This window comes from Massilia sp. CCM 8734, assembly GCF_011682155.1.
In the GTDB taxonomy this organism is placed as follows: Bacteria; Pseudomonadota; Gammaproteobacteria; order Burkholderiales; family Burkholderiaceae_D; genus Telluria_A; species Telluria_A rubra.
The window spans coordinates 267,464-280,057 of the sequence record NZ_WHJI01000003.1; the positions used below are offsets into that span (position 1 = coordinate 267,464).

Consider the following 12,594-nt stretch of genomic DNA (forward strand, 5'->3'; position numbering starts at 1 on the left):
ATAGTGTGGCGCTGGTCGACCATTCTAGCCTGATTGGGTGGCCGGCTCCCGCGCCGCGCCGGAAATTTTATGCCGTGCCGCCACAGGCGCCAGATTTATTATTTCATCGACAAGACTCATGAGCGGCGGTTATGGGCGCGGCCGCAAGATTCATTGGCGCACCCGGCGCTCTGTCCGTAAGCTGGCGCTATCGGCGTCAGGAGAGGTGAAACGGCATGCGGGAGGTGATCGTGATCGGCGGCGGGGTGGTGGGACTGGCGTCGGCCTGGTGGCTGCTCGAGGCCGGGTTCGGCGTGACCCTGCTCGAAGCCGGGGCCACGCTCGGCGCGGGGGCGAGTTTCCGCAATGGCGGCCAGCTCAGCTATCGCTACGTGGCGCCGTTTGCCGACGCCGGGGTGCCGCTCAAGGCGCTGCGCTGGCTGTTGCAAAAAGATGGCCCGCTGCGCTTCCGGCTTGAAGCCGACCGCCGCCAGTGGCGCTGGCTGGCGCAGTTCCTGGCGCATTGCAATGCCGGCACGCACCGCCGGACCACGGCGCGCCTGCTCCAGCTAGGCGAGCTGAGCCGCGCAGCGATGGGGCGGCTGGACGGCATCCTCCCTAAAGACGAGTTTGCCTGGCGCGAGGCGGGCAAGCTGGTGGTGTACCGCTCGCCGACGGCCTTCGCCGCAGCGGCGCGGGCGGCGGCGGGCGGCGAGGTGCTGTCGGCGGCCGAGTGCGTGGCGCGCGAACCGGCGCTGGCGGCGGCCCGGCCGGTGCTGGCCGGCGGCGTGTTCAACCAGGGCGAAGCGGTGGCGGACTGTCATGCGTTTTGCGTCGGGCTGGGGCAGCGCCTGCGCGCGCATCCGCGTTTTCGCGGGGTGGTGCGTGGTGACGCACGCAGGTTCGTGCTCGAGAGCGGCAAGCTGCGCTGGCTCGACACCAGCGCCGGCATGCTGGCGGCCGATGACTTTGTGCTGGCGGCGGGCATCCGCAGCCGCACCCTGGCGGCCACGGCGGGCATTTACCTGCCGCTGTATCCGCTCAAGGGCTACAGCCTCTCCGCGCCGGTCCGGCCCGGGGACGTGGCGCCGGACATCAGCGTGACCGACTTCGAGCGCAAGGTGCTGTATGCGCGCATCGGCGAGCAGTTGCGGGTGGCGGCCATGGTCGACATGGTGGGCGAGGATGCCTCGCTCGACGCGGGCCGGATCGCGGGCCTGCTGCGCCAGGCGCGCGCGGTGATGCCGCAGGCGGCCGATTACGGGCAGGTGAGCGCGTGGGCGGGGCTGCGTCCGGCAACGCCCAGCAGTGCGCCCATCATCGGGGCCACGCCTTTGAGCAAGCTGTGGCTGAACGTGGGGCACGGGCCGCTGGGGTTCACGTTTGCGTGCGGGTCGGCCAGCATCTTGGCCGCTGTGATGCGGGGCGAGGCGCCGCCGATCAGCCTGGAGGGGCTGGGGTTGCAGCTTTAAGCTGCGTCGCTGAGCGCGGCGGGTGTCTCGCCGTCCTCGCATGCGCTTGCGCTTGCGTGCGTCAGCGCGAACATGCGGTCATAGTATGCCTGCACCTCGGGCGAGATGCGCTTGCCGACGCTCGCAGCCAAACGTTCGGCAATATCGTCGTCGTTGAAGGCCCATTGCTCCATCAACATGTCGTGCAAGCTGACGCCGTCGCCGCTAACATCAGGGCCGGAACGCCGGCGCTTTGCGTTGCGCTCTCGCTTGAAAGAACTACCGGGCAATCGCGTTGATTGATCGGAAAGGCGATTCTTGCGCAGCGATGTCTTTTTCATGGTCTCTGCTCCCAGAGTGCAGCCGGGTTGGCGTCCGAACTATAGCTGTGAACGCTGGCCGGTCGGCTTCCCATTGCCAGTGCCCCCAGCGAAGCCCATTGCACATCGTTCCCGGTCCCCGCGTCCATCCACGCTTTATAGTAATTTAAAACAGGATCGTTGGCATATCCGTCGAAGATCATGCTGGGTGGAATATATCTCCCGGTGTCCAGGAAGCGTAAAAGCGCCTGCCTGGTTGCTTGAGCGCGGTCCAGTAGCATGGTTGTCAAGTGAACCTGATAGCCGTGTACAAGAAATGATTGGCGTACAGCTTTTAGACGACCTTCATTATTGCCAATGAGCGGAACGACAACGTTTAGTTTGTTCGAGGTACAGTACTCAGACAAGGACGGCGTGTCAGAGTTCGATGTCGCGAAAATAAGCATGCGTGATTCCTCATGAACCAGCATGGGGCCAGCCAGCGCATGCGCGAATTCGGGTAGTTTGCGCTTGGCAAAATCCGAATCGAGCACCATGGCCCCCAGGCGATTCGAGATGACACTCACCAGAGCCGACTTGCCAGATGCCGGCAAGCCGGTCACAAGATAAGCACATGCACCGGGCTCAGCCTGTCGTCCACACGGTTTAGCACCGCCATAACCCAACCGGATTTGCTCGTCAGATTCAAGCGTCTCGTAGGTGATGAGTTCATCGATAATTTGCTGGTGCAGGAGATCGCGCGCGACATCGCTGCGATATGGCGGCACACGATTGCGCTTGCTCGCCATTGTGGAGTCAGCCTGCGCCGATTCCACGGCACTTTGCGCATCGCGGACGCGTTTACAGAGTTCCGGCAATGACATCGTGCCGCCATTGCCGAGCAGGAGTTCATGCCTCATCCCAAGGCAACGTTCTAAAAACAGTTCGATGCTCTCATGGTCCAGCAGGGGCCTGGCATAGTTATTGGTCATGGATCGCCTGTCAACGCAAGATGTCCATCGAAGACATCAAACTTAACAGCGCCGCGTGACCAGGATCTGCGCGCACGCAAATGTCCACGCGGCGGCTATGGCAAGACTTCGATGCCGATAAGGCGTCCGTCAAGGAAGTCCATGAACACATCCGCGCCTTCATACGCGATGAGGTCGGACAGGCGCACCGTTGTTGTGACAGGTGTGCCTTTCCCAGGGTGATCGGGAAGCCTCAGGTAGGCGGGCGGGCGGTCGACTTCAGGATCGTTATCCGGATCCTCTGCAGGATCGGGATCGCACACCGTCAGCTCGAATTTTCCATTTGGCATAACAATCTTTCAGGCACAAAGAAGGGGCGCCAAGCGCGTCCGATGCGGGCCGACTGAGTGCCAGCATACAATATCCTTTGAAGCACGCCGGGTTCGTCACCCGCGAACGCTTTTTCCGTACCAGGGCGATGCGCGTGTGCGCACGCAAAGACGCACGTCATCCCATCGCCGCCGGCAATATGGCGGATAATTGCAAGATTCTGTTTCTGCAAACAATCATGCCTTCTCCCTCCACCTGCCCTTGCGGCGGCGCCACCTTCGCCACTTGCTGCTCTCCTTTCCTGAGCGGTGAGGCCGTGCCCCAGACGGCCGAAACCCTGATGCGCTCGCGCTACAGCGCCTACACCCTGGGCAATGAAGCCTACCTGCGCGCCACCTGGCACCCAAGCACCGTCCCGGCCGATCGTATCGTCGGCGAAAACGAGCAAACCCGCTGGCTTGGACTGGAGATTAAATCTGCTTTACGTTTACGTAAACGTCAAGCAAACCTGCTAGAATCGCCGGACGCCGATACCGTAGAATTCGTCGCCCGCTACAAGATTGGCGGGCGCGCGCACCGCCTGCACGAAGTGAGCCGTTTCGTTCGCGAGACCCACGATGGCGTGGCGCGCTGGTACTACCTGGACGGCAGTTTCCCGGACTAAAAAAGGATCGCAATGCCCCACATCGACAGCAAACTCAATCCGCGCAGCGACGACTTCAAGGCCAACGCCGCAGCCATGCAACGCATCGTCGACGACCTGCGCGCCAAGGTCACCGCGGCAGCCGCCGGCGGTGGCGAGGCCGCCAGCGCCAAACACGTCGCGCGCGGCAAGCTGCTGCCGCGCGACCGCGTGCAGATGCTGCTCGATCCCGGCACGCCCTTCCTCGAATTGTCGCAACTGGCCGCGTACCAGATGTACGACGGCGCCGCGCCCGCCGCCGGCATCATCACCGGCATCGGCCGCGTGTCGGGCCAGGAGTGCGTGATCGTCTGTAACGATGCCACCGTCAAGGGCGGCACCTACTACCCGATGACAGTCAAGAAGCACCTGCGCGCACAAGAAATCGCCGACCAGAACAACCTGCCCTGCATCTACCTGGTCGACTCGGGCGGCGCCAACCTGCCGAACCAGGACGACGTCTTCCCCGACCGCGACCATTTCGGCCGCATCTTCTTCAACCAGGCCAATTTGTCGGCCAAGGGCATCCCGCAGATCGCCGTCGTCATGGGTTCGTGCACCGCCGGCGGCGCCTACGTACCGGCCATGAGCGACGAGTCGATCATCGTCAAGGAACAGGGCACCATTTTCCTGGGCGGCCCGCCGCTGGTGAAAGCGGCCACCGGCGAAGTGGTCACGGCCGAAGACCTGGGCGGCGGCGACGTGCACACGCGCCTGTCGGGCGTGGTCGACCACCTGGCGCAGAACGACCTGCACGCGCTGTCGCTGGCGCGCACCATCGTCTCGAACCTGAACCGCACCAAGCCGGCCCGGATGGCGCTGCGCGCTTCAAGCGAGCCGAAATACGCGCCCGAAGAACTGTACGGCGTGATCCCGGTCGATACCCGCAAACCGTTCGACGTGCGCGAAGTCATCGCCCGCATCGTCGACGGCAGCGACTTCGACGAATTCAAGGCGCGCTACGGCACCACCCTCATTTGCGGCTTCGCCCATATCTACGGCGTCAAGGTCGGCATCATCGCCAACAACGGAATTTTGTTCTCCGAGTCGGCGTTGAAAGGCACACACTTCATCGAACTGTGCTGCCAGCGCAAGATCCCGCTGGTGTTCCTGCAAAATATCACCGGCTTCATGGTCGGTCGCAAATACGAAAACGAGGGCATCGCCCGCAACGGCGCCAAGATGGTCACGGCGGTCGCCACGGCGGCGGTGCCGAAGTTCACGGTCATCATCGGCGGCAGCTTCGGCGCCGGCAATTACGGCATGTGCGGCCGCGCTTTCTCGCCGCGCTTCTTGTGGATGTGGCCAAACGCGCGCATCTCGGTGATGGGCGGCGACCAGGCCGCGTCGGTGCTGGCCACGGTCAAGCGCGACGGCATCGAGAACAAGGGCGGCCAGTGGTCGCCTGAAGAAGAAGCCGCCTTCAAGCAGCCGATCAAGGACCAGTACGAACACCAAGGCCACCCTTACTACGCCACCGCGCGCCTGTGGGACGATGGCGTGATCGATCCGGCCGACACCCGCATGGTGCTCGGCCTGGGCCTGTCGGCCGCCCTCAACGCGGAGATCCCGGACACGAAGTTCGGCCTCTTCCGCATGTAAAGGAACAGTGTGCAATATCAAACACTCGCCGTTTCAATCGCCGCCAAGGTCGCCACCGTCACCCTGAACCGCCCGGACGTGCGCAACGCCTTCAACGAAATCACCATCGCCGAACTGTCGCTGGCTTTCGATGAACTGGGACGCAGCGACGACATCCGCGCCATCGTGCTCGATGCGAACGGCCCGGCCTTTTGCGCCGGCGCGGACCTGAACTGGATGAAGAAAATGGCCGGTTACTCGCACGCCGAAAACAGCGAGGACGCGTCCAAGCTGGCCGAGATGCTGCGCGCGATCTACCTGTGCCCGAAACCGGTGGTCGCCAAGATCCAGGGCGATTGCTACGCCGGCGGCATGGGCCTGGTGGCCGCGTGCGACATCGCGGTATCGGTGGGCAGCGCCAGCTTCTGCCTGTCCGAAGTCAAACTGGGCCTGATCCCGGCGACCATTTCACCGTACGTGATCCGCGCCATGGGCGAGAACGCGGCTCGCCGCTACTTCCTCACGGCCGAAAAATTCAGCGCCCAGGAAGCGCACCGCATCGGCTTCGTGCACGATATCGTGCCCGCCGACGCGCTCGACGCGCATGTGGCGGCGATTGTCAACGCGATCGTCACCAGCAGCCCGAACGCCGTGCGCGAAGCCAAGGTGCTGGTGCGCGAGATTACCGGCAAGGCGGTCGACGCGGCCATGGTGGTCGACACCGCCGAACGCATCGCCAAGGTGCGCGCGTCGGACGAAGGCCGCGAAGGCGTGGCCTCCTTCCTCGAAAAACGCAAGCCTTCGTGGCTGGTGTAAGGCGATGGCGGACATGTCCCAGGATTGGGTAGCGCGCAGCCTGCGCAGCGTATGGCACCCGTGCACGCAGATGCAGCATCATGAAACCGTGCCTTTGATCCCGGTCAGCCACGGGCGCGGCGCCTGGCTGTACGACCATGAGGGCAAGCGCTACATGGATGCCATCAGTTCGTGGTGGGTCAACCTGTTCGGCCACGCCAACCCGGTCATCAACGCGGCCCTGAAGGACCAGCTGGACCGGCTCGAGCACGCCATGCTGGCCGGCTTCACGCACGAACCGGTGGTGCGCCTGTCGGAGCAGTTGTCCACGATGACCGGCAAGGTGCTCGGCCACGCCTTCTACGCGTCGGACGGCGCATCGGCGGTCGAAATCGCGCTGAAAATGAGTTTTCATGCGTGGCGCAACGCGGGCCTGTGCGACAAGCAGGAATTCGTCTGCCTGCAGGGCAGCTACCATGGCGAGACCATCGGCGCGTTGGCCGTGACGGACGTGGCCCTGTTCAAGGATGCCTACGGCCCGCTGCTGCGCGCCGCGCGCGTGGTCACGTCGCCGGACGCACGCAACGCCCAGGAAGGCGAAAGCGCGCAGGACGTGGCGCGCCGCGCAGCCGCCGATGTGGAAAAGCTGTTCGAAGAACGCGCCGGCCACATCGCCGCCATCATCATCGAACCGCTGGTGCAGTGCGCAACCGGCATGGCGATGCACGACCCGCTTTATCTGACGCTGGTGCGCGAACTGTGCGACCGCTTCCAGGTGCACATGATCCTCGATGAAATCGCGGTCGGCTGCGGACGCACCGGCACCTTTTTCGCCTGCGAGCAGGCCGCCATCTGGCCCGATTTCCTGTGCCTCTCTAAAGGCATCAGCGGCGGCTACCTGCCGCTATCCCTGGTGCTCACGCGCGACGAGGTGTACCAGGCTTTCTACAGCGAAGATGTCACGCGCGGCTTTTTGCATTCGCACTCGTACACCGGCAATCCGCTGGCCTGCCGCGCGGCGCTGGCGACCCTGCAGATCTTCCAGGATGACGATGTGTTGAACCGCAACCGCGCTCGCGCCACGCGCCTGACGATGGCGCTCGCCCCTCTGGCAGAACATGACCGCGTGCGCAATTTCCGCCAGCGCGGCATGATCTGGGCCTTCGACGCGGTCGAACCCGACGCCGCGCGCGCCGCCACCTTCTCGCGCCGCTTCTTTGCCAGCGCGCTGGAAAACGAACTGTTGCTGCGCCCCATCGGCCGCACCGTGTACCTGATGCCGCCGTATATCCTCAGCGACGAGGAAAGCGACGGCCTGGCCGAGCGCACCCGCGCCGTGTTCGACACCGTGATCGCGAGCTGATTGATGAAACTGATCGACGCCATCGAGAACCAGCTGCGCCAGCTGGACGAGCAAAGCCTGACGCGCGAACGGCGCGTGGTGGAAACGCCCTGCAAGCCGCGCCTGATGGTCGGCGGGCGCGCGTTGCTGGCCTTTGCCAGCAACGACTACCTGGGCCTGGCGGCGCACCCGCGCGTGGTCGACGCCCTGCGCGAAGGCGCGGACCTGTATGGCGCCGGCAGCGGCGCTTCGCATCTGATATCGGGCCACAGCGTGGCGCACCAGCGGCTGGAAGAGCGGCTGGCCGACTTCGTCGGCCCGCACCTGGAATCGGCGCGCACGCTGAGCTTTTGCACCGGCTACATGGCCAACCTGGCGATCCTGACCGCGCTCGGCGCCGATGGCGACGCCCAGATTTTTTCGGAGTCGCTGAACCACGCCTCGCTGATCGACGGCGCCCGTCTTGCGCGCGCTTCGGTCAAGGTGTATCCGCACGCGGACCTGGCGGCCCTGGGCGCCATGCTCGCCGCCAGCAACGCCACCGCCAAGCTGGTGGTGACCGACAGCGTCTTCAGCATGGATGGCGACATCGCACCCTTGCCCGAACTGCTGGCGCTGTGCGAGCAGCACGACGCCTGGCTGGTGATCGACGACGCCCACGGCTTCGGCGTGCTGGGCGCGCACGGGCGCGGCGCGCTCGAACACTTCAAGCTGCGCTCCCCAAACATCGTCTACATGGGCACCTTGGGCAAGGCGGCCGGCGTCGGCGGCGCCTTCGTGGCGGCGCATGCCAGCGTGATCGAACTGATGATCCAGCGCGGTCGGCCCTACATCTACACCACCGCCGCGCCGCCGGCGCTGGCGCACGCGCTCTTGACCAGCATCGACATCATCGGCGGCGACGAAGGCGCCTCGCGCCGCGCGCACCTGGCGTCCCTGATTGCCGCTTTCGACGAACAGATCGACCTGAAACGCTGGCAGCGCGTGCCGTCCCACACCGCGATCCAGGCGATTGTGATCGGCACCAACGAAGAAGTCCTGCGCATCGGCGCCGGCCTGCATGGCCACGGCCTGTGGGTGCCGGCGATCCGACCTCCGACCGTGCCCGAAGGAACTGCGCGCCTGCGCGTGACCCTGTCGGCCGCGCACACGCATGAAGAAGTCGCGCAGCTCGCCGCTGTGCTCAACGACCTGGAAAGGACGTGAGATGAGCCTCAATGATCCCATCGTACCCGTGGTGACCGAACAGGTGCCAGGCGCCGAAGCTGTGCTGGTGGCAGAGCCGCAGCCGTCGCTGGCGGCCGAAGGCCTGCCGTTCCGCTTTTGCTGTTTTGTCACCGGCACCGACACCGAGATCGGCAAGACCCTGGTCTCGGCCGCGATCCTGCACATGCTGGTGGCCGGCGGCGTGCGCGCCTGCGGCATGAAGCCGGTGGCCGCCGGCGCCACCGAGCGCCACGGCGAACTGCATAACGACGACGCCGACATGCTGGTCGCCGAAAGCAGCGTGCACCTGCCGGTCAACATCACCACCCCCTACATGCTGCGCGCAGCCTGCGCACCGCACATCGCCGCCAAACTCGATGGCGTGACCATCGAACCGGTGCCGATCATCGCCGCCTATGCCGAAATCGCGGCCGCCTCGGATGCCGTGGTGGTCGAGGGCGTGGGCGGCTTCCGGGTGCCGTTCTCGGACCTTTTCGACAGCGCCCAACTGGCCGAACAACTCAACCTGCCGGTGATCCTGGTGGTGGGTCTGCGCCTTGGCTGCATCAGCCACGCGCTGCTGACGGTCGAAGCGATTATCGCGCGCGGCCTGGTGCTGGCCGGCTGGGTGGTCAACGAGATCGACCCGGACATGCAGTTCGCCGACGAGAATGTCGAAGCGCTGGCCGAACGCATCCCGGCGCGCCTCCTGGGGCGTATCCCGTACCTCGAGCAGCCGACGGCTGCTAGAGCGGCCAAATTTATTGATCTCGCGGGGCTGCCTGGCTGGCCGTCCGCGCGCGACTGAACCTGAAGGAATCATGATGTCCCAAACCCAAGCTGTCTCTTTCCACCCGCCCGCGGCCGCGATCACCCTGCTTGACACGGCCACCTGGCCGCTGGCGGACGTGCTGGCGCTGTTCGAGCTGCCGTTCAATGACCTGATGTTCCAGGCCCAGACGGTGCATCGCAAGCAGTTCCCGGCGGGCGACGTTGAACTGGCCACGCTGTTGTCCATCAAGACCGGCGGCTGCGAGGAAGACTGCAGCTACTGCCCGCAGGCGGCGCGTTACGATACCGGCGTTGAGGCGAAGAAGATCCTCGGCATCGAGACGGTGCTCGATGCGGCGCGCCAGGCCAAGGCCAACGGCGCCACGCGCTTTTGCATGGGCGCCGCCTGGCGCAGCCCGAAAGAGCGCGACATGGAAAAGGTCGAAGAGATGGTGCGCGAAGTCAAGGCACTGGGCCTGGAAACCTGCGCCACCCTCGGCATGCTCGAAGAAGGCCAGGCCGACCGCCTGAAACAAGCGGGCCTGGACTACTACAACCACAATCTGGATACGGCGCCCGAGTTCTACAGCAACGTGATCTCGACCCGCGAATACCAGGACCGCCTGGATACCTTGGGCCGCGTGCGCAGCGCCGGCCTGAAGGTCTGCTGCGGCGGTATCGTCGGCATGGGCGAATCGCGCCTGCAGCGCGCCGGCCTGATTGCGCAACTGGCGAACCTGAACCCGTATCCGGAATCGGTGCCGGTCAATCACCTGGTGCAGGTCGAAGGCACGCCGCTGCACGGCATGGACCCGCTCGACCCGTTCGAATTCGTGCGCACCATCGCGGTGGCCCGCATCACCATGCCGGAAGCGCGCGTGCGCTTGTCGGCCGGCCGTCGCCAGATGGGCGAAGCGGTGCAGGCGATGTGCTTCCTGGCCGGCGCGAATTCGATTTTCTACGGCGACAAGCTGCTCACCACCGACAACCCGGAAGCCGAAGACGACCGCGTGCTGCTGGCCAAACTGGGCCTGGTGACGCGCGCATCGACGCTGGAATCGGCGCCCAAGGCCAGCTGCGGCGGCTGATCCCAACAACCTAGAATAACAATCGATCGAGACCCACGCATGTTCACAAAAATCCTCATCGCCAACCGTGGCGAAATCGCTTGCCGTGTAGCCGCTACCGCGCGCCGCATGGGCATCAGGACTGTCGCCGTGTACTCCGAGGCCGACGCGAACGCCAAGCATGTCGCGGTATGCGATGAAGCTGTGCTGATCGGCCCCGCCGCCGCCAAAGAGAGCTATCTTTGCGGCGACACGATCATCGCCGTGGCGCTGGCCACCGGCGCCGAAGCGATCCACCCCGGCTACGGTTTTTTGTCGGAGAACGCGGAGTTTGCCGACGCCTGCGCCGAAGTCGGCCTGGTGTTCATTGGCCCGCCGGGTTCGGCCATGCGTGCGATGGGTTCCAAGTCGGCCGCCAAGTCGCTGATGGAAAAGGCCAACGTGCCGCTGGTGCCCGGTTATCACGGCGACGAGCAGGACCCGGACTTCTTGCAGAAGCAGGGCGACCGCATCGGCTACCCGGTCCTGTTGAAAGCCAGTGCCGGCGGTGGCGGCAAGGGCATGCGCGTGATCGAAAAATCGGAAGACTTCAAGGCGGCGCTGGCTTCGTGCAAGCGCGAGGCGATCAGCTCTTTTGGGGACGACAAGGTACTCGCCGAAAAATACCTGCTGCGCCCACGCCACATCGAAATCCAGGTGTTCGCCGACACCCACGGCAATTGCGTCTACCTGCACGAGCGCGATTGCTCGGTGCAGCGGCGCCACCAGAAGGTGCTGGAAGAAGCGCCGGCGCCGGGCATGTCGGCGGAACGCCGCGCCGCCATGGGCGAGGCTGCGGTCGCTGCCGCGCGCGCGGTCGGCTATGTGGGTGCGGGCACGGTCGAATTCATCGCCAACCAGGATGGTTCGTTCTACTTCATGGAAATGAACACGCGCCTGCAGGTCGAACACCCTGTGACCGAAATGATCACCGGGACCGACCTGGTGGAGTGGCAGCTGCGCGTGGCCAATGGCCAGCGGCTGCCGAAAACGCAGATGGAGCTGGGCATCCACGGCCATGCAATCGAAGCGCGCATCTACGCCGAGAATCCTGAAAAAGGCTTCCTGCCGTCGATCGGCACCTTGCGCCATATGGATACCCCAAGCGCGGTCAGTTTCGAATTGGGTGGCACGCCTGGCGGCTCGCCGGCGGCGGTGCGCATCGATTCGGGCGTGCGCGAGGGCGACGCCATCTCGCCGTATTACGATCCGATGATCGCCAAGCTGATTGTCTGGGGTGCGGACCGCACGCAGGCGCTGGCGCGCATGTCGCAGGCGCTGGCCGAGTTCCGGATCGTCGGCCTGGCCACGAATATCGCCTTCCTCAAGCGCCTGGTCGAAGGCACCGCGTTTGCGACGGCCGACCTGGACACCGGCCTGATCGAACGCAATGCCGATACCCTGTTCCCGGCACCAAAAGCGGCGCCCGTCGGCGCGCTGGCGTTGGCCGCGGTGGCCTTGATCGGGGCCGAGAAGCAGGCCTCGATCGGCCAGTCGGACAATCCGTCCGACCCGTGGGGCAATGCGCTCGGCTGGCGCCTGAACAGCGCCTGCCAGCGCCAGCTCTCGTTCACCGACGAGTATTCGGCGGCGAAAGAGAGCAAGGCCTACCAGGTCGGCCTGACCTACCGCCAGCACGGGTGGGACCTGTCAGTGGGCGGCATCGACGCCGGGCTGGCCGTCACCGCGCAAACTGGCGCGGAACTGTCGATCAAGCTCGGGGCGACGTCGATCCACGGCGCCGTGCGGCGTGATGGCGACACCTTTCACGTGTTCACCGGCGGACGGCACTTTGTGCTGGCCTATAACGACCCGATGGCGCACGCCGGCGAGGCCGAAGCCGCAGGCGGGCGCCTGACCGCGCCAATGCCGGGCAAAGTGGTGGCGGTACTGGCCACCAAAGGACAGCAAGTCAAGAAGGGCGATCCGCTCGTCATCATGGAAGCGATGAAGATGGAACATACCATCGGCGCACCAAGCGACGGGCTGGTTGAAGAAATCCTGTATCAGGTAGGAGACCAGGTCGCCGACGGCGCCCCGCTGTTGGCATTCAAGGCTGCATAAAAACAAAACAGAAAAGC

The 12,594-nt window shown here is 64.9% G+C and carries 12 protein-coding genes; 9 read left to right on the forward strand and 3 right to left on the reverse strand.

Features of this window, described 5'->3' with window-relative positions:
• Positions 1 to 215 precede the first annotated feature (215 nt).
• Positions 216 to 1,451 carry a D-amino acid dehydrogenase gene (locus F2P46_RS04935; RefSeq protein ID WP_166885768.1) on the forward strand — a complete coding sequence of 412 codons (1,236 nt, stop codon included), beginning with the start codon at positions 216 to 218 and terminating at the stop codon, positions 1,449 to 1,451.
• Here the strand turns inward: F2P46_RS04935 and F2P46_RS04940 are convergent.
• The 3 genes from F2P46_RS04940 to F2P46_RS04950 all read right to left on the reverse strand — a co-directional run bounded on the left by F2P46_RS04940 (position 1,448) and on the right by F2P46_RS04950 (position 3,050).
• Positions 1,448 to 1,771: a hypothetical protein gene (locus F2P46_RS04940; RefSeq protein WP_166885770.1), complete on the reverse strand. Its 324-nt coding sequence runs from the start codon at positions 1,769 to 1,771 to the stop codon at positions 1,448 to 1,450. The two genes, F2P46_RS04935 and F2P46_RS04940, sit on opposite strands and share 4 nt — an antisense overlap.
• Complete coding sequence (locus F2P46_RS04945) at positions 1,768 to 2,721, reverse strand: zeta toxin family protein (protein ID WP_166885771.1); 954 nt, start codon at positions 2,719 to 2,721, stop codon at positions 1,768 to 1,770. The genes F2P46_RS04940 and F2P46_RS04945 overlap by 4 nt, the downstream gene beginning before the upstream one ends.
• A 95-nt stretch (positions 2,722 to 2,816) precedes the next feature.
• On the reverse strand, positions 2,817 to 3,050 hold the full coding sequence (locus tag F2P46_RS04950; protein WP_166885773.1) for a hypothetical protein: 234 nt from the start codon (positions 3,048 to 3,050) through the stop codon (positions 2,817 to 2,819).
• Between the two features lie 77 nt (positions 3,051 to 3,127).
• Between F2P46_RS04950 and F2P46_RS04955 the strand changes: the two genes are divergently transcribed.
• Genes F2P46_RS04955 through F2P46_RS04990 form a run of 8 tightly spaced genes read left to right on the forward strand, consistent with a single transcriptional unit; the run spans position 3,128 to position 12,577 of the window.
• Complete coding sequence (locus F2P46_RS04955) at positions 3,128 to 3,694, forward strand: YchJ family protein (protein WP_306667669.1); 567 nt, start codon at positions 3,128 to 3,130, stop codon at positions 3,692 to 3,694.
• 12 nt (positions 3,695 to 3,706) lie between these two features.
• Positions 3,707 to 5,314 (forward strand): carboxyl transferase domain-containing protein, encoded by a 1,608-nt coding sequence (locus tag F2P46_RS04960; RefSeq protein WP_166885774.1) that lies wholly within the window; start codon positions 3,707 to 3,709, stop codon positions 5,312 to 5,314.
• 9 nt (positions 5,315 to 5,323) lie between these two features.
• On the forward strand, positions 5,324 to 6,109 hold the full coding sequence (locus F2P46_RS04965; protein ID WP_166885776.1) for an enoyl-CoA hydratase/isomerase family protein: 786 nt from the start codon (positions 5,324 to 5,326) through the stop codon (positions 6,107 to 6,109).
• Positions 6,110 to 6,122: 13 nt separating this feature from the next.
• Positions 6,123 to 7,451, forward strand: coding sequence for an adenosylmethionine--8-amino-7-oxononanoate transaminase (bioA, locus tag F2P46_RS04970; RefSeq protein ID WP_229509064.1), 1,329 nt, complete (start codon positions 6,123 to 6,125; stop codon positions 7,449 to 7,451).
• A 3-nt stretch (positions 7,452 to 7,454) separates the two neighbouring features.
• Positions 7,455 to 8,636, forward strand: a complete 1,182-nt coding sequence (gene bioF, locus F2P46_RS04975) for an 8-amino-7-oxononanoate synthase (protein ID WP_166885779.1) — start codon at positions 7,455 to 7,457, stop codon at positions 8,634 to 8,636.
• Position 8,637: 1 nt separating this feature from the next.
• Complete coding sequence (gene bioD, locus F2P46_RS04980; RefSeq protein WP_166885781.1) at positions 8,638 to 9,444, forward strand: dethiobiotin synthase; 807 nt, start codon at positions 8,638 to 8,640, stop codon at positions 9,442 to 9,444.
• A gap of 16 nt (positions 9,445 to 9,460) precedes the next feature.
• Entirely contained in the window at positions 9,461 to 10,495 is a 1,035-nt protein-coding gene (gene bioB, locus F2P46_RS04985; RefSeq protein WP_166885783.1) for a biotin synthase BioB, read from the forward strand.
• Positions 10,496 to 10,534: 39 nt separating this feature from the next.
• The gene (locus tag F2P46_RS04990; RefSeq protein ID WP_166885785.1) at positions 10,535 to 12,577 is read left to right on the forward strand and encodes an acetyl/propionyl/methylcrotonyl-CoA carboxylase subunit alpha; all 2,043 of its coding nucleotides are present in this window, start codon (positions 10,535 to 10,537) and stop codon (positions 12,575 to 12,577) included.
• Positions 12,578 to 12,594 lie beyond the last annotated feature (17 nt).

Excerpts from the sequence above, each read along its gene's own strand:
- bioD (WP_166885781.1), top strand. The coding sequence starts at position 8,638 with ATGAGCCTCAATGATCCCATCGTACCCGTGGTGACCGAACAGGTGCCA.
- bioA (WP_229509064.1), top strand. The coding sequence starts at position 6,123 with ATGTCCCAGGATTGGGTAGCGCGCAGCCTGCGCAGCGTATGGCACCCG.
- F2P46_RS04990 (WP_166885785.1), top strand. The coding sequence starts at position 10,535 with ATGTTCACAAAAATCCTCATCGCCAACCGTGGCGAAATCGCTTGCCGT.
- bioB (WP_166885783.1), top strand. The coding sequence starts at position 9,461 with ATGTCCCAAACCCAAGCTGTCTCTTTCCACCCGCCCGCGGCCGCGATC.
- F2P46_RS04940 (WP_166885770.1), bottom strand. The coding sequence starts at position 1,771 with ATGAAAAAGACATCGCTGCGCAAGAATCGCCTTTCCGATCAATCAACG.
- bioF (WP_166885779.1), top strand. The coding sequence starts at position 7,455 with ATGAAACTGATCGACGCCATCGAGAACCAGCTGCGCCAGCTGGACGAG.
- F2P46_RS04950 (WP_166885773.1), bottom strand. The coding sequence starts at position 3,050 with ATGCCAAATGGAAAATTCGAGCTGACGGTGTGCGATCCCGATCCTGCA.
- F2P46_RS04945 (WP_166885771.1), bottom strand. The coding sequence starts at position 2,721 with ATGACCAATAACTATGCCAGGCCCCTGCTGGACCATGAGAGCATCGAA.
- F2P46_RS04960 (WP_166885774.1), top strand. The coding sequence starts at position 3,707 with ATGCCCCACATCGACAGCAAACTCAATCCGCGCAGCGACGACTTCAAG.
- F2P46_RS04935 (WP_166885768.1), top strand. The coding sequence starts at position 216 with ATGCGGGAGGTGATCGTGATCGGCGGCGGGGTGGTGGGACTGGCGTCG.